This window comes from Micromonospora sp. CCTCC AA 2012012, assembly GCF_040499845.1.
Classification (GTDB): Bacteria; Actinomycetota; Actinomycetes; order Mycobacteriales; family Micromonosporaceae; genus Micromonospora; species Micromonospora mangrovi.
In genome coordinates this window covers 605324-625865 of sequence record NZ_CP159342.1, presented here as the reverse complement: position 1 = coordinate 625865, position 20542 = coordinate 605324, and the positions used below count along the sequence as shown (strand labels likewise).

The window sequence follows — 20542 nt, the reverse complement described above, 5'->3', positions numbered from 1 at the left end:
CGTCTCACCCATCCGAGAGATGGACAAGAGCCGTTGCGCAATAAGTGTTGCCGGTCAGGCGACGAGGCGGGCGGCGAGTTCGTCGGCCACCTGCTTGGCGATCGTCGGCGGGATGGCCGCGGCGATGGCCTGCGGGGTGAGGGTGGCGAGGATCCCGGAGACGATCGCCTGCTCGTCGACGAAGTCCTTCGTGTTGATCAGACTCTGCAAGGTGGCGATCTGGCCGGGGACCCCCCGCATCAGGTCCATCACCTGCCCGAAGGTCACCCCCGTCCGACCGATCTCGGTGCTGTGCAGGGCGGCGCGGATGATCGGCATGTCAGCCTCGGTGAGCGGCATGGTGTCCTCCATGAGTCCGATGGTGGTCAGGTAGCGGCGGAACAGCGGGGTCTGGTCCCGGCCCGCCTTGATCGAGTCGCGGAAGAAGCTGAAGTGGGTGTGCCACAGGTGACTGTCGTCGCCGGTGCTCCGCCTGTTCAGTCGGTCCCACCGCTTCACCGTCCGGCCGTCGGGTGAGTAGATGATCGATCTGAGGTCCCGACTGTCGGGCGTGTCCGCGACGCACTGGGCGACGCACCAGCTCGAGAAGGTGAACAGGTTGTGGGTCACCCCGTTGACCCGGACCTCGAACATCCCCACGTCGAGGGCGGCGGCGTCGAGGGTCAGCCCGCTGGAGTCCCGGAGGGACTCGACCACGGAGTAGTCGTTGGGCACCACCCGGTCGGAACCGCAGTGGTAACCACCACGGTGGTCGGGGTCGCCGACGATGCCGACCTCGGCCGGCTCAAGATCCTGGCTGCGTTCGGTGTTCGGGTCCACGTTGAGATAGGTGAGCAGCAGACTGCGTACGGCCAACAGGTTGGCAGGAGCCCGCGTCATCGGGTCCCCCCTCCGGGGTTGGATCGGGAAACGGGCACGACAGTCACACCCTGTAGGCGACAGGGCGATCGGGTTGAGCCGGGTGAAGTGGTGCGCGACGTCGAGCAGTTGACCAGAGGATATCTGGGGGATCGAATGTATGCCCAGGTCAGACGCACTATCTGGAACTGCGGGCGACTGTGGACGCCACCCTGGCACCAGCTGGTCGGGGCGGCCGGATGCCCGTGGGAAACGTGAACCCAGCGTTACGTCGAGGCGTCCGAGCGGGACAGTCGACAGTGCACGACCGCTCCGGTCAGTCCGCCGCCCGGCGGGGCGCCTCCGGGCGGGCGGCGCGGACGGCATCCCGGTGCTCGCGTACCGAGGCGCTGATCTCGGCCATGAAGCGGTGCACCACTTCCAGCTCCTCGTCGCTGAAGCGGTCCATCACCCGGTCGGTCCGGGCGCCGAGCGGCCGGAAGAACTCCATCGCCAGGGCGGCGCCCCGGTCGGCGTAGTGCAGGAAGACCTTGCGCCGGTCGGCGGTGTCCCGGTCGCGCCGGATGTGCCCGCCGCGCTCCAACCGGTCGATCAGGGCGGTGACCGAGCCGGAGGAGAGGTTGAGCTGCTCCCCGAGCCGGCCGGGCGTGATCGGGTCGCCGGCCAGCTCGGCGTCCATCACCGCGATCAGCGCGTGCAGGTCGGTGGCGTTCAGCCCGTGCAGGCCGGCGAAGGCGTGCCCGACGTGCTGCGCGTCGACGGAGTAGCGGCGCAGGTCATTGGCGATGTCCGCGATGATCTGCCCGCGCCGGTCGTCCCGTCGCCGATACATGCCGTGCGCTGCCACGTCTCGTCGATCCCCCCTGTCAACAGGCCGTTCAGCAGCATAGAACGACCCGGACGATCCCGCCGGTCTCGGAGCCGCCCCTTCGAGTTGCCCGGTTACTCTTGATGAGCGAAACTCTCGGCAGTCGAGATTTTACCGTCCACGTACCGTGAGGGCACCCGATGTCTCTGTTCACCCGCGTAGCCCGCGGCCGACTGGCAGCATGGCTCACCGTGGTCGCCGCGATCGCCATCGGCGCGGCCGTGTTCGGCCTGCCGAAACCGGACAACCCCACGCCCGTCTCCGCCACCGGCCTCTCCGTCGAGTGGCAGTCGACCCAGGTCGAGCGACTCCAGCGGGAGCTGCCCTCCAGCGACGTGCAGCCCGCCATCGTGGTCGCCAGCCGCGACGACCGGGGCGCGCTCACCGAACCGGACCGCGCCGCCCTCACCAGCGCCTCCGCCGGGCTGGCCCGGTTCGCGGTGGGCGGTCGGGTCAGCCCGCCGCAGGTCTCCCCGGACGGCACCGTCGCGCTCGTCGCCGTGCCGCTCTCCACCGCCGGCGGCCAGGAGCAGGTGGCGCAGACCGTCGACCAGCTCCGCGGGTCCCTCCAGGCGCTGCCCGACGCCCTCACCGTCGAGGTGACCGGCGGACCCGCCTTCACGGCCGACCTGACCAAGGTCTTCGAGGGCGCCGACACCACGCTCCTGCTCGTCACGGCCGCGGTCGTCGCGCTGCTGCTGCTGGTCACCTACCGCAGCCCGTTCCTGTGGATCGTGCCGCTGGTGGTGGTCGCCGCCACCGAGCAGCTCACCCTGCGCGCCGTCGACACCATCGTCCCGGCCGTCGGCATCCACCTCCAGGACGGGGCCGTCACCGGCATCGCCAGCGTCCTGGTCTTTGGCGCCGCCACCGACTACGCGCTGCTGCTGATCGCCCGCTACCGGGAGGAACTGCACCGCGAGCAGGACCGCTTCGCCGCCATGCGGGCCGCCCTGCGCCGCACCGCCGAGCCGATCCTCGCCAGCGGCGGCACCGTCGTCCTCGGCGTGCTCACCCTGCTGCTGTCCGAGCAGGAGACCAACCGGGCGCTCGCCGTGGCCTGCGCCACCGGCGTCGTGTTCGCCATGCTCTCGGCGCTGTTCGTCCTCCCCGCCGTGCTGGTGATCTTCGGCCGCGGCCTGTTCTGGCCGTTCGTGCCCCGGGTCGGCGACCAGGTGCGCGAGGGCCGGCTCTGGGGTCGGCTGGGTGCCGCCGTGGTGCGCCGTCCGGTGCCCGTCGCGGTGCTCTCGACGCTGCTGCTCGCCGGCCTGGCCCTCGGCAGCCTCGGCATCCGGACCGGGCTCTCCGAGACCGAGCAGTTCCGGGTGAAGCCCGAGGCGGTGGCCGGTGCGGAGACCCTCGCCCGGGCCTTCCCCGCCGGCACCACGCAGCCCGTCGCCGTGCTCACCACCCCGTCGGCGGTGTCGGCGGTCACCCGGGCCGCGGCAGCCGTGCCCGGGGTCGCCTCCGCGCGCCCCGGCGACGCGGGCAGCACGGTGGCCCAGGTCGACGTGGTGCTGGACGCTGAGCCGGGCACCCCGGCCTCCGACCGGACGATCGAGGCGCTCCGCGACGCGGTCACCGCCGTGCCAGGTTCGGCCCCGCCGACGGTCGACGGCGTGGACCGGTTCGACGGGGCCGTGGTGGGAGGCACCGTCGCGGCCACCTACGACACCGACGAGGCCAACGGTCGGGACCAGCGGCTCATCCTGCCGATCATCCTGCTGCTCGTCGGCGCGGTGCTCGTGCTGCTGCTGCGCGGCCTGCTCGCGCCCCTGCTACTGGTGCTCACCGTCATCGCGTCGTTCTTCGCCAGCCTCGGCGCGGCGTGGCTGCTCTTCGACCACGTGCTGGGCTTCCCGGCCCTGGACAGCGGGGTCCTGCTGCTCGCCTTCGTGTTCCTGGTGGCGCTCGGCGTGGACTACAACATCTTCCTGGTCACCCGGGCCCGCGAGGACGCCCGGCGGACCGGCACCCGCGACGGCATGCTCTCCGCCCTGCGGGTCACCGGCGGGGTGATCACCAGCGCCGGCATCCTGCTCGCCGCGGTCTTCGCCGTCCTCGGTGTGCTCCCGCTGATCACGCTGACCCAGATCGGGATCATCGTCTGCATCGGTGTCCTGCTCGACACCCTGCTGGTCCGTACGGTGCTCGTGCCGGCGCTGGCGTTCGTGCTCGGCGACCGGTTCTGGTGGCCGGGCCGGATCCACCGGGAGCCGGACGCCCCGACCGACCGGACGCCGACGCCGGCCGAGCCGGTCACCGCCCGGGACTGACCCGTTCCCGACCCGACGGGGGCCGTGGCGGACGTTGCGCCACGGCCCCCGTCGCGGGCGGGTCAGTAGCTCAGGCAGACGCACTCGGTCATCAGCGCCCGCACGTTGCGCACGTACTGCGGGTTGGGGACGGCCAGCGGCTCCCCGTCGCGGGCCACCGCGCCGTGCCCGTAGTTGAACGCCGAGATCACCGCGTTGAGCAGGCAGGAGTCCAGCTCCGCGGTGCACAGCGAGGCGTCCAGTCGGTAGTCCGACTCGAAGTACATGTCGCCGATGTACTTCGTCAGCCAGGCCAGGTAGTTGGCGCCCAGGTAGGCGTTGTCCCGGTAGTCGTCGATGTCGTACGACTCGCCGAAGCGCTGGTTCATCCAGTCGGCGGTGGCCGGCATCACCTGCATCAGCCCGATCCCGCCGTCGCAGGCGACGATGTCGGACTGCCAGCCGCTCTCCTGCCAGGCGGTCGCCTTGAGCAGGGTCAGCGGGATCGCGATGTCCGGTGCGGAGGTCGGCCAGTAGGTCTTCGCCGCCGCGTCGGCCAGCGCCGCCTTGACCTGGCTGCGGGTCGCCGGGGTGCCCTTGTGGCTGGGCTGGCAGCCGCTGGGCGCCGGCTTCGGCGGGGGCGGCGGCACCCGGGTCTCGGTGGGCGGCTTCGGGACGGCCAGCGGACCGGCGGCCGTCCGGGTCGGCTTCGGCCTCGGCTTCGCCGTGAGACCGGGCCGGACGCTCGCGCTGGGCCGGGCGCTGGGCGCGACGCCCATCGCCTCCACCGCGGGCGGGGCCTCGCTCGGCTCGTCGGCGGCGGCCTCGACGGGCTGCTCGGTGGGCAGCTCGACCGGCGCGGCCACCCCGCGGGGCGTGCGCTCCTCGCCGCCACACCCGGTCATCCCGCCGGCCAGCAGCAGGCCGGCGACGACCGCCGCTCCCGCCCGGCCCATGAATCGACGCATCCCGACCCCTCCCCCGTGGCTGTCAGCGGACCCTAACAAGAAGCCGGATCCCGCGAAGCCCCGTCGGACGCGGGTGGGCCCGGCGCGTTCCGCGCCGGGCCCACCGTCACCGGGGACGGGTCAGAAGGCGTCCACCCCGTTGGGCGTGCCGAGGCCGGTCGGGCCGTCCCAGCCGGCGCGGGCGGTGCACCACTGGGTGGTGGGGCAGCTGCCGTTGGTGCCGGAGGTGACGTCGAAGAGCGAACCGGCGTGCGCGTACGGGTAGTTGTTGTCGATCGAGGCGGCGTTGCCGGCCAGCCCGTAGACCCCGGCGATCACCGGCGCGGAGACGCTGGTCCCGCCGAACACCAGCCAGCCGACGTACCCCTGGTAGGCGGTGCTGTCGTAGACCGCGACGCCGGTGTTCGGGTCGGCCACGGCGGAGACGTCGGCGACCGCCCGCTTGGCGCAGCCGGTACCGACCGACGCCTGCCCGCTGAGCGCGGTGTTGTACGTCGAGCAGCCGCTGCCCGCGCCGTTCCAGACCGTCTCGGTCCAGCCGCGGGTGGTGCCGGAGCGGGTCAGCGAGGTGCCGCCGACCGCGGTGACGTAGTGCGACGAGGCCGGGTACTCGACGCCGTAGCCGCTGTCACCGGAGCTGACGGTGATCGCCACGCCCGGGTGGTTGTAGTAGGAGCCGTAGGTGGCGTCGGAGGCGTCCGAGCCGCCGTAGCTGTTGCTGATCACGGTGGCGCCGAGCCGGGCGGCGGTGTTCTCCGCGGCGCCGAGGTTGGCGAAGGAACTCGTCTTCGCCTCGACCAGCAGGATCTTGCAGTTGGGGCAGACCGCCGAGGCCATGTCGAGGTCCAGCGAGATCTCCTGCGCCCAGCCGCCGTCCTTGCGGGGGTAGGTGGCACCGCCGTTCTGGTCGACCTTGCGGAAGCAGCCGTTGGCGGTGGTGCAGGGCGGCAGGCCGTACTGGCTGCGGTAGACGCCCAGGTCCGCCTCGGCGGTCGGGTCGTCGTACGCGTCGACGATGGCGATGGTCTGGCCGGCGCCCGCCGTGGCCGACGGCAGCCGGTAGGCCGACTGGAGGTCGGCCGGCCCGTAGCCGGACGGGGTGGCGGCGGCGGTGCCGCCACCGGCGAGCGGGGCGACGTCGGTGCGCAGGACGGCGTGGCAGGCGGCCGTCCCGGCCGCCGGGGCGGCGCAGGAGTGCAGGGTGGCGTGGGCGGCGCCGGTGGGCGACTGGGCCTGCACCGGGTTGGCGAGGGTCAGCCAGGACGACGCGGCGGTGACCGCGACGGCGAGGCCGGCCATGCGACGGGTGATGCGCATGTGGCTCTCCAAATGGGGAGGGAGGAGCTGACCTGCGCAGGAGCGTAAGCCCGTTGCTCGGGGCAAGCAATGGAAGTTGATCGATCGACTACGGAGCGTTTTTCGCCCCGTCGGCGTTACTGCGCCACTCCGGTGCGCGACGAGGAAATGTGTCGCCTGTCACGGCCACCGCCGTCAGCCCGCAGCGCCGGCACGCCCCGCGGCGGCCCCGCGTACGCTAGGAAGCCGACCAGCAGCGGGGGTGCCCTCCCGGCACCAGCAGACCGAAGATCACCCCGGTCCCGCCGCGACGACCGTCGCGGTTGACCAGGTGCATCACCAGGGACGGCCGACCCCCGCGGTCAGCTCGGCAGGTCGGACATCCGGTACCCGCACGACGGGGACCGGCGTGCCGACCGCCGGGAACGGTCGGAACAGCAGTTTCGGCAGAGATCCGGGCACCTCGGGGGCCACCCCGACCCGTGTCCCGGCAACCGCAGACAGGAGTATGGAGGGTATGCAGCTTCGCACCGACCTCCGCAACGTCGCCATCATCGCCCACGTCGACCACGGCAAGACGACCCTGGTCGACGCCATGTTGCGGCAGGCCGGCGCCTACGGCGCCCGTGGTGAGACCACCGAGCGGGTCATGGACTCGATGGACCTCGAGCGGGAAAAGGGCATCACCATCCTGGCCAAGAACACCGGCGTGCGGTACCTGCCGGCGGACGGGTCCGACCCGGTCACCATCAACATCATCGACACCCCCGGCCACGCCGACTTCGGCGGCGAGGTCGAGCGGGGCCTGACCATGGTCGACGGTGTGGTGCTGCTGGTGGACGCCAGTGAGGGCCCGCTGCCGCAGACCCGCTTCGTGCTGCGCAAGGCGCTCAAGGCCCGGATGCCGATCATCCTCGTGATCAACAAGGTGGACCGTCCCGACGCCCGGATCAAGGAGGTCGTGGACGACACCTACGAGCTCTTCCTCGACCTGGACGCCGACGAGGAGCAGATCGACTTCCCGATCGTCTACGCCTGCGCCCGCGACGGCATCGCCTCGCTGACCCAGCCCGCCGACGGCGCGGTGCCGGCCGACAGCACCTCCCTGGAGCCGCTGTTCCGCACCCTGCTCGACACCATCCCGCCGCCCGCGTACGAGGAGGGCGCGTCGCTCCAGGCGCACGTCACCAACCTCGACGCGTCGCCGTTCCTCGGCCGGCTGGCGCTGTGCCGGGTCCGGCAGGGCGTCATCCGCAAGGGCGAGACGGTGGCCTGGTGCCGCACCGACGGCAGCACCCAGCGGGTCCGCATCTCCGAGCTGCTGATCACCGAGGGGCTGGAGCGCAAGCCGGCCGACTCGGCGGGCCCCGGCGACATCATCGCGGTCGCCGGCATCCCGGAGATCATGATCGGTGAGACCCTGGCCGACGCCGAGAACCCGGTGCCGCTGCCGCTGATCACCGTCGACGAGCCGGCCATCTCGATGACCATCGGCACCAACACCTCGCCGCTGGTCGGCCGGGTCAAGGGCGCCAAGGTCACCGCCCGGATGGTCAAGGACCGGCTCGACAAGGAGCTGATCGGCAACGTGTCGCTGCGCGTGCTGCCGACCGAGCGGCCGGACGCCTGGGAGGTGCAGGGCCGTGGCGAGCTGGCCCTGGCCATCCTGGTCGAGCAGATGCGGCGCGAGTCGTACGAGCTGACCGTGGGCAAGCCGCAGGTGGTCACCCGGGAGATCGACGGCAAGACCTGCGAGCCGGTCGAGCGGCTGACCATCGACGCGCCGGAGGAGTACCTGGGCGCGATCACCCAGCTCCTCGCGACCCGCAAGGGCCGGATGGAGCAGCTGGTCAACCACGGCACCGGCTGGATCCGGATGGAGTGGCTGGTCCCCGCCCGGGGCCTGATCGGCTTCCGGACCGAGTTCCTCACCGACACCCGCGGCACCGGCATCCTGCACCACGTCTTCGAGTCGTACGAGCCGTGGTTCGGTGAGCTGCGGACCCGGAACAACGGCTCCCTGGTCGCCGACCGGTCGGGCGTGGTCACGCCGTTCGCCATGATCAACCTTCAGGAGCGCGGCCAGCTCTTCGTCGAGCCCACCACCGAGGTGTACGAGGGCATGATCGTCGGGGAGAACTCCCGCTCCGACGACATGGACGTCAACATCACCAAGGAGAAGAAGCTCACGAACATGCGGGCGTCGACCTCCGACGAGACCGAGAAGCTGATCCCGCCGCGCAAGCTGTCGCTGGAGCAGGCCCTCGAGTTCTGCCGCGAGGACGAGTGCGTCGAGGTGACGCCGACCGCGGTCCGCATCCGCAAGGTGGTGCTGGACCAGCAGCAGCGCGGCCGGGCCGCCGCCCGCCGCAAGCACGCCGGCTGACGACCGTCAGCACCCTCGGAGCCCGGACCGCCCCTCGGTGGTCCGGGCTCCGGCGTCTCCGATGGCCGTCGCGGACGCCGACGTCTCCGAGGCCGTCGGGCAGGCCGACGTCTCCGATGGCCGTCGCGCAGCCCGGCGACGACCACCGGGCAGACCGGCTCCGCCCTGATCGGCTACGGTCAGCCGCATGATCTGGGCTGACCTCGACGCGCACCTGGACCGGGTGCCGGGCACCGTCTCGGCGTACGTGGCACGGCTCGGCGCGGCGCCGAGTTGGACCCGGCTGCCGGCGGCCACCCACTACGCGGCGAGCACCATGAAGCTCGCCGTGCTGGTGGCGCTGCACCGGGCCGCCGAGGCCGGCACGCTCGACCTGGACGCCCCGATCCCGGTGCGGAACGCGTTCGACTCGGCGCTGCCGGGCGCCCCCCGGTTCTCCTGCGCCCGGCACTACGACAACGACGAGGCGGTGTGGGAGCGGGTCGGCGGGACGGCGCCGCTGCGCTGGCTCGCCGAGCGGATGATCGTCCGGTCCAGCAACCTGGCCACCAACATCGTCATCGGCCGGGTCGGGCTGCCCGCCGTCGCGCAGGCGTGGGCGCTGGGCGGAGCCCGGAACAGCGTGACCGGCCGGGGCATCGAGGACTTCGCCGCACGGGAGGCCGGCATCACCAACCTGGTGACCGCGGGCGATCTGGCCGCGCTGCTCGACGCGCTGGCCCGGGGCGCGGAGACGCCCGGGCCGCTGGCCTCCCCGGCAGCCTGCGCGGCGATGCGGGACGTCCTGCTCGCCCAGGAGCACCGGGAGGACCTGGCCTCCGGGCTGCCCGAGGGCACCCCGATCGCGCACAAGAACGGCTGGGTACGCGGGGTGCGGCACGGCGCCGGCGTGGTCTACCCGCCCGACGCGCCGCCGTACGTGATCGTCGTCTGCACCACCACCGACCTGGCCGACGGCGGGCCGGACGGTGAGCAGGTCGAGGACGACGCCTGCCGGCTGATCGCCGACATCTCCGCCCAGGTCTGGGCCGCCCGCCACGACCTGACGGCCTGACCCCCACCTCCCCACCGGCGCGCCGGGACATCGACCGCCGTTGACTACTGAACCGGTTCAGAAATACCATCGTGCTGCCGTCGGCCCTGAGCCGGAGGACGACGGCGGCGCGCGGCCCGGGCAGCCCGCGCAGGCACCCGATCCGAGAACGTCTCGGCCACCCCGGCGAGCCTCGCGTCGATGTCGACGCGCGGGCAGGCTTGCCTTAACCGATTCAGTCAGAACCGCGAGGAGATCACCTCATGCGCCTCCGCGCCCGGTACCGACCCCTCACCCTCGGCTGCGCCGCCGCCACCCTGCTGGCCGGCGCCGTCGTCGCCCTGCCCGCGGCGCACGCCGCCACCACCGCCTGCACGGTCACCTGGCAGCCCACCAACGACTGGGGCAGCGGCGCCACCGTCGACGTCACCGTCACCAACCACGGCGCCAGCCTCACCGGCTGGACGCTCGGCTGGACCTTCCCCGGCACCCAGCAGGTCACCTCCAGCTGGAACGGCAGCTACCAGCAGACCGGCGCGGCGGTGACCCTGCGCAACGCCGACTGGAACGCCACCATCGGCACCGGCGCCTCCACCACCGCCGGCGTCAGCCTCAACTACACCGGCGGCAACCCCGCGCCGACCGCGTTCACCCTCAACGGCGACCCGTGCACCGGGCCCGCCCCGACGACCACGCCGTCGACCAGCCCCAGCACGTCGCCGAGCAGCAGCCCGAGCCCCAGCACCAGCCCGAGCCCCAGCACCAGCCCGAGCACCAGCCCGACCGGTGACCCGAACCCGACCGACCCGCCCGGCATCGGCCGGGTCACCCGGCAGGGCACGAAGCTGCTGCTCGACGGGCGGCCGTTCCGGTTCGGCGGGGTCAACCTGAGCTGGCTCGGGCTGGACGAGAACGTCGGCGGCATCGCCTACCCGACGACCTTCCGGATCGACGACGGCCTGGACACCGCCAAGGCGATGGGCGCCACCGTGGTCCGCTCGCACACCCTCGGCATCTCCACTGCCCACCCGCTAACCCTGGAACCGAAGCTCGGCCAGTTCAACGACCAGGCGTTCGCCTCCATCGACTACGCCGTCGCCGCCGCCAGGTCACGCGGACTGCACCTGGTGGTGCCGCTGACCGATAACTGGCACTGGTACCACGGCGGCCGGCACGACTTCACCGACTGGCTCGGCCTGCCCGAGGACGCGTTCTACACCGACCCACGGGCGGTCGCCGCGTTCGAGGCGTACATCGACCACCTGCTCAACCACGTCAACCCGTACACGAAGACGGCCTTCAAGGACGATCCGACGGTGCTCGCCTGGGAGCTGGGCAACGAGCTGACCGGCGTGAACACCACCTGGATCCGGACCATCTCCGCGCACCTCAAGCAGCTCTCCCCGCAGACCCTGGTCGCCTCGCACTGGAGCGGCCAGGAGTACGGCGTCGACGAGGTGGACATCGTGGACGCCCACTACTACCCGTTCAACTCCGCCGACCAGATCCGCAACGACGCCCGGGACATCACCTCGCACGGCAAGGTCTACCTGGCCGGCGAGTACGGCTCCACCGACGTGACCAGCGCCAAGCTCGACCCGCTGGTCGGCGACCCGAACGTCACCGGGGCACTGTTCTGGCAGATCTTCCCGCACCGGGACGACTTCGGGTACGTGCAGCACAACGACGGTTACACCCTGCACTACCCGGGCGACGACGCCACGATGCGCGGCCGCGCCGACGCCATCCGCCGCTTCCAGTACGCGATGAGTGGCGTCGCCGTACCGCCGGTGCCGGCGCCCGGCGCACCGCTGCTGACCAGCGCCCAGCGCACCGGCGGCGGGGTGGCCCTGGCCTGGCGCGGGGCGAGCACCGCCGCCCGCTACACCGTGCGGCGCTCCACCACCGGCGCCGACGGACCCTGGACCACCGTCTGCGACAAGTGCGCGTCGGACAACAACACCCCGTGGACCGACACCTCCGCACCGGCCACCGCCGCCTGGTACCAGGTCACCGGCTACACCGTCGACGGCGTCGCCGGCCCGGCCTCGCCCGCGCTGAAGACCGGCGAGGGCTCCAGCGTCGGCACCACCCTCTGGGACTTCGAGTCCGGCACCGACGGCTGGGGCGGCACCAACCTGGCCGGCGGACCCTGGTCGGTCACCGACTGGGCCACCTCCGGCACCCACTCGCTCAAGGGTGACCTCACCCTCGGCGCGCGGACCGCGTACCTGGCCCGGACCGGGGCGGCCAACCTGAGCGGCCGGACCACCCTGCGGGTGTCGGCCAAGCTCGCCGGCTGGGGCAACGCCGGCAGCGGCGTCCAGGTCAAGGTGTACGTCAAGACCGGCCCCTCCTGGACCTGGTACGACGGCGGACCGGTCGCCCTGACCCCCGCCGGTTCCACGCTCACCCTCAGCCTCGCCGGGGTGGCCAACCTCGGCGACGTCCGGGAGGTCGGGGTGCAGGTGATCAGCCCCGCCGACAGCAGCGGCACCTCCGCCGTCTATCTCGACAACGTGACCGTGGCCTGAGGCCCGCCGGTCGGGGCGGTCCGACACCCGCCCCGACCGGCGGCACCCTCACTCCAGCAGGGCGTCCCGCAGCGCGCCGACCACCTCGTCGGTCACCCCCAACCCGTCCCGCAGGTACGCCTCGAAGGACCCGTGCACCCGCCGCACCTCGTCGTACGCGGCGTCCAGGTACTCCGGCCGCACCTCCAGCACCGGGCGGACCGCCGCCGGGTCCAGCTCGGGCCGCCGCCGGGTCATCGCCTCCAGCAGCACCTCCCGCAGGCTCACCGTCAGCTCGTTGTGCCGCAGGTAGTCGGCCCGGATCGCCGCGTCGTCCACGCCCAGCGCGGTCAGCAGCACGACCGCCAGCCAGCCGGTGCGGTCCTTGCCGGCCGAGCAGTGGAACAGCAGCGGCAGGTTGCGCTCCTGCGCCGCCAGCCGCACCGCCGCCCCGAACCCGGCCCGCGCCGACTCCCCGGTGACGAACCACCGGTAGATCGCCGCCATCGCCGCAGGCGTGCCCTCGGCCGCCAGCTCGTCGTACGCGCCCAGGTCGTGGCCGAGCAGCACCGCCGAGACGTACGTGAAGACCGGATGCGCCGGATCGTGCACCGGCAGGTGCACCACCGTCGGGTCGCCCACCAGCCGGTCCGGCGGGGCGACGTCCTGCTCGGAGGCGTCCCGCAGGTCCACCACGCAGGCGGGGGCGAGCTTGCCCAGCACCGGCAGGTCCTCGTCGGTGAGCCGGCCCAGCGCGGCGGTCCGGATCAGCCGGCCCGCCCGTACCCGCCGCCCGTCCGCCGCGGGCAGGCCACCCAGGTCACGGGCGTTCGGCGCGCCCACCAGTTCCCAGTCCCGCTGCCCCATCGGCTCTCCCCTGTTCGCGCTCACCTGCGTATAGGGTGCCGCACATGACGATCGCCGCGGTACGCACCCACCGGCTTTCCGCCCCCTTACACACCCCGTTCGTGACCGCGCTGCGCCGGACCACCACGGTGGACACCCTGGTCGTGGAGCTGATCGACGACGACGGGCGGTCCGGTTTCGGCGAGGCGCCGCAGGTCTGGCAGGTGACCGGCGCGTCCATCGCCGGCGCGGAGGCGTGCGTACGGGAGGTCATCGCCCCGGCGCTGGCGGGGCGGGACGCCGACGACCTGGTGGCCCGCTGCGCCGAGGTGCAACGGGCGGTGGCCGGCAACGAGTCGGCCAAGGCGGCCGTGGACGTGGCGCTGCACGACCTGGCCGCGCGCCGGCTCGGCGTACCCCTGGTCCGGCTGCTCGGCGGCACCGCCCTGCGGGTGCCGACGGACGTCACCCTGGCCGCCGGCGAGGCCGTCGAGCTGGCGGCGGCGGCCCGGCAGCGCCGCAGCGAGGGGTTCGGCGTGTTGAAGCTGAAGGTCGGCACCGACGCCGGCGGCGACCTGGAGCGGGTCCGCGCGGTCCGCGCGGCGGTCGGGCCGCAGGTGCGGATCCGGCTGGACGCCAACCAGGGCTGGACGCCGCGCGAGGCGGTCCGGATCATCCGGGGCATCACCGACGCCGGGCTCGACGTCGAGCTGGTCGAGCAGCCCGTCGCCCGCTGGGACCTGGACGGGCTGGCCTGGGTCAGCGACCGGGTGGAGCTGCCGATCCTCGCCGACGAGTCGGTCTTCGGGGTGCGGGACCTGGTCGAGGTGATCCGCCGTCGGGCGGCCGACATGGTCAACGTCAAGCTCGCCAAGTGCGGCGGCCTGCACACCGCCCGGACCCTGCTGGACCTGGCCGCCGCGCACGGGGTGGGCACGGTGGTCGGCTCGATGATGGAGAGCCAGATCGGCATCGGCGCGGCGGCGAGCCTGGTCGCGGCGTACGGCACCACGGTCGTCTCCGACCTCGACGCCGCCTGGTGGCTGGCCTGGTCACCGGTGCGCGGCGGCATCCGGTACGACGGTGCGACGGTCCTGCTGCCCGACGCTCCCGGCCTGGGCGTCACCTCCGTCTCTGAAGCAAAGATGCAAACTCGTGGTTGATGCTCGTTGGAATCTTTCATAGGGTCCCGGTGAGAGCGGCACGAGCTGGGGGTGGGCGTGGAGCTGGAACCGGGCCGCGAGGCCGTCGTCCGGGTGCCGGTGGCGACCCTCTGGACCTCCCCCGACGCGGTACGCCCCGTCGACCGCCCGGCACTCGGCGCAGCCCCCGACACGGCCGCCTGGGTCGCCGGGATGGACCCCGACCAACGGGTCGGCGAGTGCGTGCTGAGCCAGCTCCTGCTCGGTGAGCGGGTGCTCGTCACCGGGCTGCGCGCGGACGGCTGGGCGCAGGTCGTCGCCCTCGGCCAGCCGGCCGCCTCCCACGACCCGCGCGGCTACCCCGGCTGGCTGCCCACGGCGCAGCTGACCGTTCCCCCGGCCGACGACACCGGGACACCGGCCACTCCCCTGGTGGTCGACGCGCTCACCACCACCCTGCACGGCAGCGCCGACGGGCCGGTGGCGCTCGCCGGGGTCGCCCTCGGCACCCGGCTCACCCCGGCCTGCCGACCCGTGGACGGCCGGCGCCCGGTGCACGTCCCCGGGCACACCGAGCGGCTCTGGGCCCCCGAGGGGGACCTGGCGCTGCTCCCCGCCGAACGGCCCGAGCCGAAGGAGGCGCTCGCCGTGGCCGAGCGGCTGCGGGACGTGCCGTACGTGTGGGGTGGCCTCACCCGCCACGGCATCGACTGCTCGGGCCTGGTGCACCTGGCCTGGCGCCGACTCGGGCTGGTCCTCCCCCGCGACGCCGACGACCAGGCCGAGGCCACCACCCCGCTGGCCCTCGGCGACGAGCGCCCCGGCGACCTCTACTTCTTCGCCCGGCCCGGGCGGCGGATCCACCACGTCGGCATCGTCACCGGCGAGCCGCACGGCGAGCGACGGCGGATGCTGCACGCCTGCTACCGGCAGCGCCGGGTGGTCGAGGAGCAGCTTCCCGCCGACCGGCTGGCCACCCTGGTCGGCGCGCACCGGGTCTGACCCCGTACGCGTCGCGGGGGCGCTCCCGTCCCCGGCAGCGCCCCCGCGTGCGACGTGCCGGTCAGCGGCGCGCTTCGGCCAGCTCCCGACGGCGGTCCCGGGACGACTTGACCAGGCTCGCGGCGGTCGCCACGGCCAGCGTGCCGAGGATGACCAGCAGGGAGAGCCAGATCGGGATGTGCGGCGCCCAGGCCACGTGCTCGCCGCCGTTGATGAACGGCAGGTTGTTGTCGGCCAGCGCCTCCAGCACCAGCTTCACCCCGATGAAGCCGAGCACCACGGCCAGGCCGTAGCTGAGGTAGATCAGCCGGTCCAGCAGCCCACCGAGCAGGAAGTAGAGCTGCCGCAGCCCCATCAGCGCGAACACGTTCGCGGTGAAGACCAGGTACGGCTCCTGGGTGATGCCGAAGATCGCCGGGATCGAGTCCAGCGCGAAGATCAGGTCGGTGGTGCCGATGGCGATCATGACGATCAGCATCGGGGTGAAGAGCCGCCGGCCGTTCTCGTGCGTGGTCATCCGCGCGCCGTCGAAGGTCCGCGACAGCGGCAGCGCCTTGCGGCTCCACCGGATCAGCAGGTTCTCGCTGAACTCGTCCTCGTCCGGCTCGCCCTGCCGGGCCAGGTTGATCGCGGTGTAGATCAGGAACGCGCCGAAGATGTAGAAGACCCAGGAGAACTGGGCGATCAGCGCGGCGCCGGCGGCGATGAAGCCACCGCGCATCACCAGCGCCAGCACGATGCCGATGAGCAGCACCTTCTGCTGGAACTGCCGGGGCACCGCGAACCGGGCCATGATGATCACGAAGACGAAGAGGTTGTCCACCGAGAGGCTGTACTCGGTGAGCCACCCGGTGTAGAACTGGCCGGCCGCGCCGGCGCCGGCGGTGAGCCAGAGTCCCACGCCGAAGAGCAGGGCCAACCCGACATAGAAGGCGACCCAGAGGCTCGACTCACGGACGCTGGGCTCGTGCGGTCGCCGACCGATGATCAGCAGGTCGACGAGCAGAACCGCCGTCATCGCGACGAGGGTCGCGGCCCACACGTATCCGGACACGTTCAATTCCATCCTCCGGCAGACACGCAGCGTCGGGCACACCGTACGCCGGGTGAGGGGCCGGGGTGCGTCGACGCTGACTCTGGTGACTGTCGGAGGTCTCTTCCGCCACCGGCCCGGTGACGGGTCGGCGACCGACGGAGCCGGGTCGTGTCGCCGGGGGTCGGCGGACGTCCGTGCTGACGACTCTGTCGCGGGGGAATACTCCCCTCCTCGGCCGCCATTGTTCACCATCCCGGGTGTCCGGCGCATCTCCGGCGACCCGGATTGACGATGGCATCACTTTCCGGTGTGCGGTGGCGCGCACCGCGTAGTGCGTCCTAGGAGGCTAGGTGTGACGTCGATCCCTGGCTCCGCCTGTGGATCAGGAGGTGGGGACCAGGGGGTCGGCGAGCGACCAGCCGGCGGCCAGCAGCGCGTCGCAGCTCGCCACCGCGGTCGCCAGCCGCTCCGGATGCGGGCCGCGCAGCTCCACCACCGGCACCCCGCAGTCGGCCAGCTCGGCCCGGAACCGGCCGGTCATCCAGGCCCGCAGGTGCTCCCCGTCGCGCAGGCCGTCGTCGTCGAACGGGACACCCTCGTGGTCGGTGAGCAGATAGAGCGCCGGTCGGCGGGCCGCCGCCCGGACCGCCGCCGACGAGGAACCGAGGTACCGCTCCTCCCAGACCGCGGTGGCCCGGGCGTCGGTGTCGCAGAACAGCAGCGGCCCGCTGACCCGGGCGGCGGCGTCCTCGGCGGCCTGCTGCGCCCGGACCACCTCGACGAAGTCGTCCCGCCCCCAGGACACCTCGGCCACCGTCGCCGCCGGCCGGTGCCGCCGCAGCCCGGCGAGCTTGCGCGCGGTCAGCTCCCGGCCGTACTCGGGGACCCAGGCGGTGCCGTAGTGGGCGGCGAGCGCCGCGGCCATCGTCGTGGTGCCGGTGGACTCCGCGCCCACCACCACGACCCGGCGGACGAACCAGGCCCGCACCGCCGGGTGCAGCCACCGCCAGTGCCCCGCCGGGTCCGCCCGGACCGCGGTGCCGGAGACCGGCACCGCCCGCCGGTCCGGGTCGACGCAGACCGGCACGGCGTCGAACCGGCGGGCCAGCTCCCCGCCGTACGTCTCGGAGGAGAAGACCGCGTCGACCGGTTCCGCCCCGACCGCCTCCCGGAACACCGCACAGTGCGCGTCCCAGACCGCCGGGTCGGCGTAGTCCACCGGGTGGTCGTCGTACCGGCCGACCACCCGGACCCACGGGGTGGCCGCGTGCGCCTCCCGCAGCCAGGAGACCCGCTCGTCGAGCGGGACCGACTCCCGGCGGGACGGCGCGACCACCACGGTGACCGCCGCGCAGCGGGCCGCGGCGGCCTCGATCAGCGCGTGGTGCCCGGCGTGCGGCGGGTAGAACTTCCCCACCACCAGCCCGTGCCGGAACTCCCGGCCCTCGACCGGCGCGCTCACGCGGCCACCGGGGCCGGGCCGGGCGGCACGGCGGTCGCCGTCGACCGCAGGCGCAGGTCGGCCCGCCAGGCCCGCAACCCCACCACGCAGAGCGCCAGGAAGATCAGATAGAGCCCGCCGGTCAACCACAGACCCTTGTACGCGTAGAGCGGGATGTAGATCAGGTCGGCCACGATCCAGAGCCACCAGCTCTCCACCAGCTTGCGGGTCTGACCGTAGGTGGCGAGCAGGGAGAGCGCGGTGGTGACCGCGTCGGCCAGCGGCACCGTCGAGTCGGTGAGCCGGTCCAGCAGCACCCAGAGGACGGCGGTGAGCAGCACCCCGGCGACCGCCTGGCCCCACCACTCCCGTCGCCCCGTCCGGGCCACGGTGAGCCGGCTGCGCCGCTCGCCGCCGAAGAGCCAGTGCCACCAGCCGTACGCCCCGAGCACGACGTAGACGACCTGGAGGCCGGCGTCGGCGTACAGGCCGGCGGTCCAGAACAGCAGCATGAGCAGCAGCACGTTGGCGATGCCGATCGGCCAGTTCGCGATGTGCTGCCGGGCGACCAGCCAGACGTTCACCACGCCGGTGCCGAAGCCGAGCACCTCCGCCCAGGTGGTCGCGGTGCCGGCCACGCTGAACGCCGTGCCGGTGAGCCAGTCGATCATGTCTTCCTCCCCGTGTGCCCGCCCACCCTAGAGCGGGAAAGCGCACCGGAACAGACCCCGCGGCACACCCGGGCCCGTACGACGTGCGAGGCTTCGGTCATGGTTCTTGAGGTCGCGCTGATCGATGTCACCCCCGGGCACGAGGACGAGTTCGCCGCCGCCTACGCCGAGGCGTACCCGGTGATCACCGGCGCCGAGGGGTGCCGGTCGGTCCGGATGACCCGCGGCGTCGAGTCGCCGTCCCGCTTCGTGCTGCTCGTCGAGTGGGACTCGGTGGAGGCGCACGACGTCAACTTCCGCCAGACCGAGCGGTTCCAGCAGTGGCGGGCGCTGATCGGCCCGCACTTCGCCGGCCCGCCGCTGGTCGAGCACTTCGTCGACGTCCCGGCCTGACCCGCCGGCTCGGGCTGTCGGCTCGGGCTGCCGGCCTGACGCGTCGGTCCGATCCGTCGAACTGGGCTGTCGGCCTGACGCGTCGGCCCGGTCCGTCGGACTGGGTTGTCGGCGGGAGCGGTCTTCGGGCGGTGGGGCTGAAGCTGTCGGGCCGCCGGGTCGGGCTCGGGCTGTCGTACCGCTGGGTTAGCGTGCGCCCGAACGCGCGGGCCGCCGGTCCCGACGGGCATCGGGGGCGCCGGGCCCGGTGGTCCGCGCGGCCGTGACCGGTTGCGGCCATGCCCGGCACCGGCCTGTGTCCCGGCGCTCCTGGCCGAACTGGGCGACGAGACCTCCCACCGGTCCGGTTCCGCTGCTCGGCCGACGCCGGCTGGCTCGCCGGGCAGGTGATCGACTCCGAGGGCGGGTTCGGGCGCCACCGGTGAGCGGCGCTCAGTGCTCCGCCGCGCCGCCCGCGACCGGGACGCGGGGCCGGGGCACCACCGGCAGCTCCACCCGCCGGGCCAGCTCCGCCACCGTCTCCTCGGCGCTGAGCGCCGCCGCGAGCAGCCAGTCGATCAGCCGCTCGTAGCGGGCCATGTCCTCCTCGCCCACCAGCCGCAGGTCGGTGGTGAGGGTCTCCACCATCACCGTGCGCGGGTCGGCCGGGTCCGGGAAGGCGTAGTACGAGAAGGGTGCGAGCGGGTGCACGTCGCCGTGCGGACGGGCGTCCCGGGAGAGCAGGCGGATGGTGATGTGCGGCCGGTCGGCGAGGGCAATCAGGTGCCGCAACTGCTCGCGCCAGACGTCGAGCGGCACGCCACCCGGGTCGCAGGCCCGTTCGTCGAGCAGCGCCGTGTACCGGGGCGGATCGGGCCGGCGCACCAGGTCCTGCCGGAGCGCGCGGGCCCGTACGTCGGCCTCCGCGTCGACTTCCGGGCAGAACAGCGCGCCGGCCGCCACCCGCAGCCGCGCGTACGCCGGGGTCTGCAACAGCCCCGGCACCACGGCGGGCTGGTATTCCACGATGGTCGCCGCGCTCGACTCCAGCTCGGCGTAGCCGCGCTGGCGCTCCCCCATCTCGCCCAGCCCCTTCCACCAGCCGCGGCTCGTGGCGGCGTCCCGGGCGATGAGGATCAGCGCCTCCCGCTGATCCGGCGGGACCTGGTAGACGTCGAGCAGGTCGAGCACGTCGGCCAGGTCGGGTCGGCTCTGGCCCAGCTCGATGCGGGACAGCTTCGACGTGGACGCCCACCCCAGCCGGCCGCAGACCTGTTCCAGGGTGAGCGCATCCCGGCGACGCAGCCGACGCAGCTCCGCGCCGAGTCGCGCCCGCCGGATGACGGGACTTGCTGATGACGGCATCCGTGCCTCCCCACCGAGGGAGCGTACGCATGACCGTCACACAGGGCAATACCTTGCTCGCACACCGCAACCGGGCGACTGCGCCCTCTCGTGACGCGTCCCGGCGTCAGGGCCGGTACGTGCCGAAGGACCAGACGTTGCCGGCCAGGTCGCGGGCCGTGTAGTCCCGCGAGCCGTAGTCGGTGTCGAAGGGCGCGACCACGATCTCCGCGCCGGCCGCCGCCGCGCGCGCGTGGTGCGCGTCGATGTCGTCGACGACCACGTAGATCCGGTGGTCGTCATCGGCGGGGCGGACCTGCGGACCGGCCCCGGAGGCCAGCATGACGAGGTCGTCGCCGTAGCGGAGCTGGGCGTGCCGCAGGTCGCCGTCGGGGCCCTCGTGCACCTCCTGCACGGTGAAGCCGAACGCGTCCCGGAGGAAGGCCACGGCGGCGTGGGCGTCGGGATAGCGGAAGACCGGGAAGATGCTGCTCATACGTCGAGTCTGCGG

Annotated in this window: 17 protein-coding genes; 7 read left to right on the top strand and 10 right to left on the bottom strand. The window is 73.0% G+C overall.

Annotation, left to right across the window (positions count from 1 at the left end; all coding sequences use genetic code 11):
- Positions 1-54 precede the first annotated feature (54 nt).
- Positions 55-879 (bottom strand): hypothetical protein, encoded by an 825-nt coding sequence (locus ABUL08_RS02930; RefSeq protein ID WP_350934245.1) that lies wholly within the window; start codon positions 877-879, stop codon positions 55-57.
- Between the two features lie 295 nt (positions 880-1174).
- The gene (locus ABUL08_RS02925) at positions 1175-1690 is read right to left on the bottom strand and encodes a MarR family winged helix-turn-helix transcriptional regulator (RefSeq protein WP_350934243.1); all 516 of its coding nucleotides are present in this window, start codon (positions 1688-1690) and stop codon (positions 1175-1177) included.
- A 176-nt stretch (positions 1691-1866) separates the two neighbouring features.
- Between ABUL08_RS02925 and ABUL08_RS02920 the strand changes: the two genes are divergently transcribed.
- On the top strand, positions 1867-4002 hold the full coding sequence (locus tag ABUL08_RS02920) for an MMPL family transporter (RefSeq protein ID WP_350934241.1): 2136 nt from the start codon (positions 1867-1869) through the stop codon (positions 4000-4002).
- Between the two features lie 62 nt (positions 4003-4064).
- Here ABUL08_RS02920 and ABUL08_RS02915 read toward each other — a convergent pair whose 3' ends face one another.
- Both ABUL08_RS02915 and ABUL08_RS02910 read right to left on the bottom strand, forming a co-directional pair.
- Positions 4065-4949, bottom strand: coding sequence for a transglycosylase SLT domain-containing protein (locus tag ABUL08_RS02915; protein WP_350934239.1), 885 nt, complete (start codon positions 4947-4949; stop codon positions 4065-4067).
- A gap of 120 nt (positions 4950-5069) precedes the next feature.
- Entirely contained in the window at positions 5070-6266 is a 1197-nt protein-coding gene (locus ABUL08_RS02910) for a S53 family peptidase (protein WP_350934237.1), read from the bottom strand.
- 496 nt (positions 6267-6762) lie between these two features.
- Between ABUL08_RS02910 and typA the strand changes: the two genes are divergently transcribed.
- The 3 genes from typA to ABUL08_RS02895 all read left to right on the top strand — a co-directional run bounded on the left by typA (position 6763) and on the right by ABUL08_RS02895 (position 12198).
- Positions 6763-8631, top strand: coding sequence for a translational GTPase TypA (typA, locus tag ABUL08_RS02905; protein ID WP_350934236.1), 1869 nt, complete (start codon positions 6763-6765; stop codon positions 8629-8631).
- 187 nt (positions 8632-8818) lie between these two features.
- Positions 8819-9685 (top strand): serine hydrolase, encoded by an 867-nt coding sequence (locus ABUL08_RS02900; protein WP_350934234.1) that lies wholly within the window; start codon positions 8819-8821, stop codon positions 9683-9685.
- Between the two features lie 242 nt (positions 9686-9927).
- Entirely contained in the window at positions 9928-12198 is a 2271-nt protein-coding gene (locus tag ABUL08_RS02895; RefSeq protein WP_350934232.1) for a cellulose binding domain-containing protein, read from the top strand.
- A 48-nt stretch (positions 12199-12246) separates the two neighbouring features.
- On the opposite strand, the gene ABUL08_RS02890 is transcribed toward ABUL08_RS02895, so the two are convergent.
- Positions 12247-13044, bottom strand: coding sequence for a tyrosine-protein phosphatase (locus ABUL08_RS02890; RefSeq protein ID WP_350938459.1), 798 nt, complete (start codon positions 13042-13044; stop codon positions 12247-12249).
- A 44-nt stretch (positions 13045-13088) separates the two neighbouring features.
- Between ABUL08_RS02890 and ABUL08_RS02885 the strand changes: the two genes are divergently transcribed.
- Together ABUL08_RS02885 and ABUL08_RS02880 are read left to right on the top strand one after the other, a co-directional pair.
- On the top strand, positions 13089-14186 hold the full coding sequence (locus ABUL08_RS02885; protein WP_350934230.1) for a mandelate racemase/muconate lactonizing enzyme family protein: 1098 nt from the start codon (positions 13089-13091) through the stop codon (positions 14184-14186).
- A gap of 57 nt (positions 14187-14243) precedes the next feature.
- Positions 14244-15167, top strand: a complete 924-nt coding sequence (locus ABUL08_RS02880) for a C40 family peptidase (RefSeq protein ID WP_350934228.1) — start codon at positions 14244-14246, stop codon at positions 15165-15167.
- Positions 15168-15228: 61 nt separating this feature from the next.
- Here the strand turns inward: ABUL08_RS02880 and ABUL08_RS02875 are convergent, their stop codons facing one another.
- From ABUL08_RS02875 to pnuC, 3 genes are all read right to left on the bottom strand, one after another.
- Positions 15229-16227, bottom strand: coding sequence for a TerC family protein (locus tag ABUL08_RS02875; protein ID WP_350934226.1), 999 nt, complete (start codon positions 16225-16227; stop codon positions 15229-15231).
- A 358-nt stretch (positions 16228-16585) separates the two neighbouring features.
- Positions 16586-17665, bottom strand: a complete 1080-nt coding sequence (locus ABUL08_RS02870) for an AAA family ATPase (protein ID WP_350934224.1) — start codon at positions 17663-17665, stop codon at positions 16586-16588.
- Entirely contained in the window at positions 17662-18315 is a 654-nt protein-coding gene (gene pnuC, locus ABUL08_RS02865; protein ID WP_350934223.1) for a nicotinamide riboside transporter PnuC, read from the bottom strand. The genes ABUL08_RS02870 and pnuC overlap by 4 nt, the downstream gene beginning before the upstream one ends.
- Positions 18316-18414: 99 nt before the next feature.
- On the opposite strand from pnuC, the gene ABUL08_RS02860 reads away from it, so the two are divergent.
- Positions 18415-18708 (top strand): antibiotic biosynthesis monooxygenase family protein, encoded by a 294-nt coding sequence (locus tag ABUL08_RS02860; protein ID WP_350934221.1) that lies wholly within the window; start codon positions 18415-18417, stop codon positions 18706-18708.
- Positions 18709-19140: 432 nt separating this feature from the next.
- Here ABUL08_RS02860 and ABUL08_RS02855 read toward each other — a convergent pair whose 3' ends face one another.
- Positions 19141-20052 carry a DUF5753 domain-containing protein gene (locus ABUL08_RS02855; protein ID WP_350934220.1) on the bottom strand — a complete coding sequence of 304 codons (912 nt, stop codon included), beginning with the start codon at positions 20050-20052 and terminating at the stop codon, positions 19141-19143.
- Between the two features lie 106 nt (positions 20053-20158).
- The gene (locus ABUL08_RS02850) at positions 20159-20527 is read right to left on the bottom strand and encodes a VOC family protein (protein WP_350934218.1); all 369 of its coding nucleotides are present in this window, start codon (positions 20525-20527) and stop codon (positions 20159-20161) included.
- Between the last annotated feature and the right edge of the window lie 15 nt (positions 20528-20542).

What these genes read in the sequence shown, in the direction of transcription:
- ABUL08_RS02930 (WP_350934245.1), bottom strand. Translation starts at nt 879, where the DNA reads ATGACGCGGGCTCCTGCCAACCTGTTGGCCGTACGCAGTCTGCTGCTC.
- ABUL08_RS02925 (WP_350934243.1), bottom strand. Translation starts at nt 1,690, where the DNA reads ATGTATCGGCGACGGGACGACCGGCGCGGGCAGATCATCGCGGACATC.
- ABUL08_RS02920 (WP_350934241.1), top strand. Translation starts at nt 1,867, where the DNA reads ATGTCTCTGTTCACCCGCGTAGCCCGCGGCCGACTGGCAGCATGGCTC.
- ABUL08_RS02915 (WP_350934239.1), bottom strand. Translation starts at nt 4,949, where the DNA reads ATGCGTCGATTCATGGGCCGGGCGGGAGCGGCGGTCGTCGCCGGCCTG.
- ABUL08_RS02910 (WP_350934237.1), bottom strand. Translation starts at nt 6,266, where the DNA reads ATGCGCATCACCCGTCGCATGGCCGGCCTCGCCGTCGCGGTCACCGCC.
- typA (WP_350934236.1), top strand. Translation starts at nt 6,763, where the DNA reads ATGCAGCTTCGCACCGACCTCCGCAACGTCGCCATCATCGCCCACGTC.
- ABUL08_RS02900 (WP_350934234.1), top strand. Translation starts at nt 8,819, where the DNA reads ATGATCTGGGCTGACCTCGACGCGCACCTGGACCGGGTGCCGGGCACC.
- ABUL08_RS02895 (WP_350934232.1), top strand. Translation starts at nt 9,928, where the DNA reads ATGCGCCTCCGCGCCCGGTACCGACCCCTCACCCTCGGCTGCGCCGCC.
- ABUL08_RS02890 (WP_350938459.1), bottom strand. Translation starts at nt 13,044, where the DNA reads ATGGGGCAGCGGGACTGGGAACTGGTGGGCGCGCCGAACGCCCGTGAC.
- ABUL08_RS02885 (WP_350934230.1), top strand. Translation starts at nt 13,089, where the DNA reads ATGACGATCGCCGCGGTACGCACCCACCGGCTTTCCGCCCCCTTACAC.
- pnuC (WP_350934223.1), bottom strand. Translation starts at nt 18,315, where the DNA reads ATGATCGACTGGCTCACCGGCACGGCGTTCAGCGTGGCCGGCACCGCG.
- ABUL08_RS02860 (WP_350934221.1), top strand. Translation starts at nt 18,415, where the DNA reads ATGGTTCTTGAGGTCGCGCTGATCGATGTCACCCCCGGGCACGAGGAC.
- ABUL08_RS02855 (WP_350934220.1), bottom strand. Translation starts at nt 20,052, where the DNA reads ATGCCGTCATCAGCAAGTCCCGTCATCCGGCGGGCGCGACTCGGCGCG.
- ABUL08_RS02850 (WP_350934218.1), bottom strand. Translation starts at nt 20,527, where the DNA reads ATGAGCAGCATCTTCCCGGTCTTCCGCTATCCCGACGCCCACGCCGCC.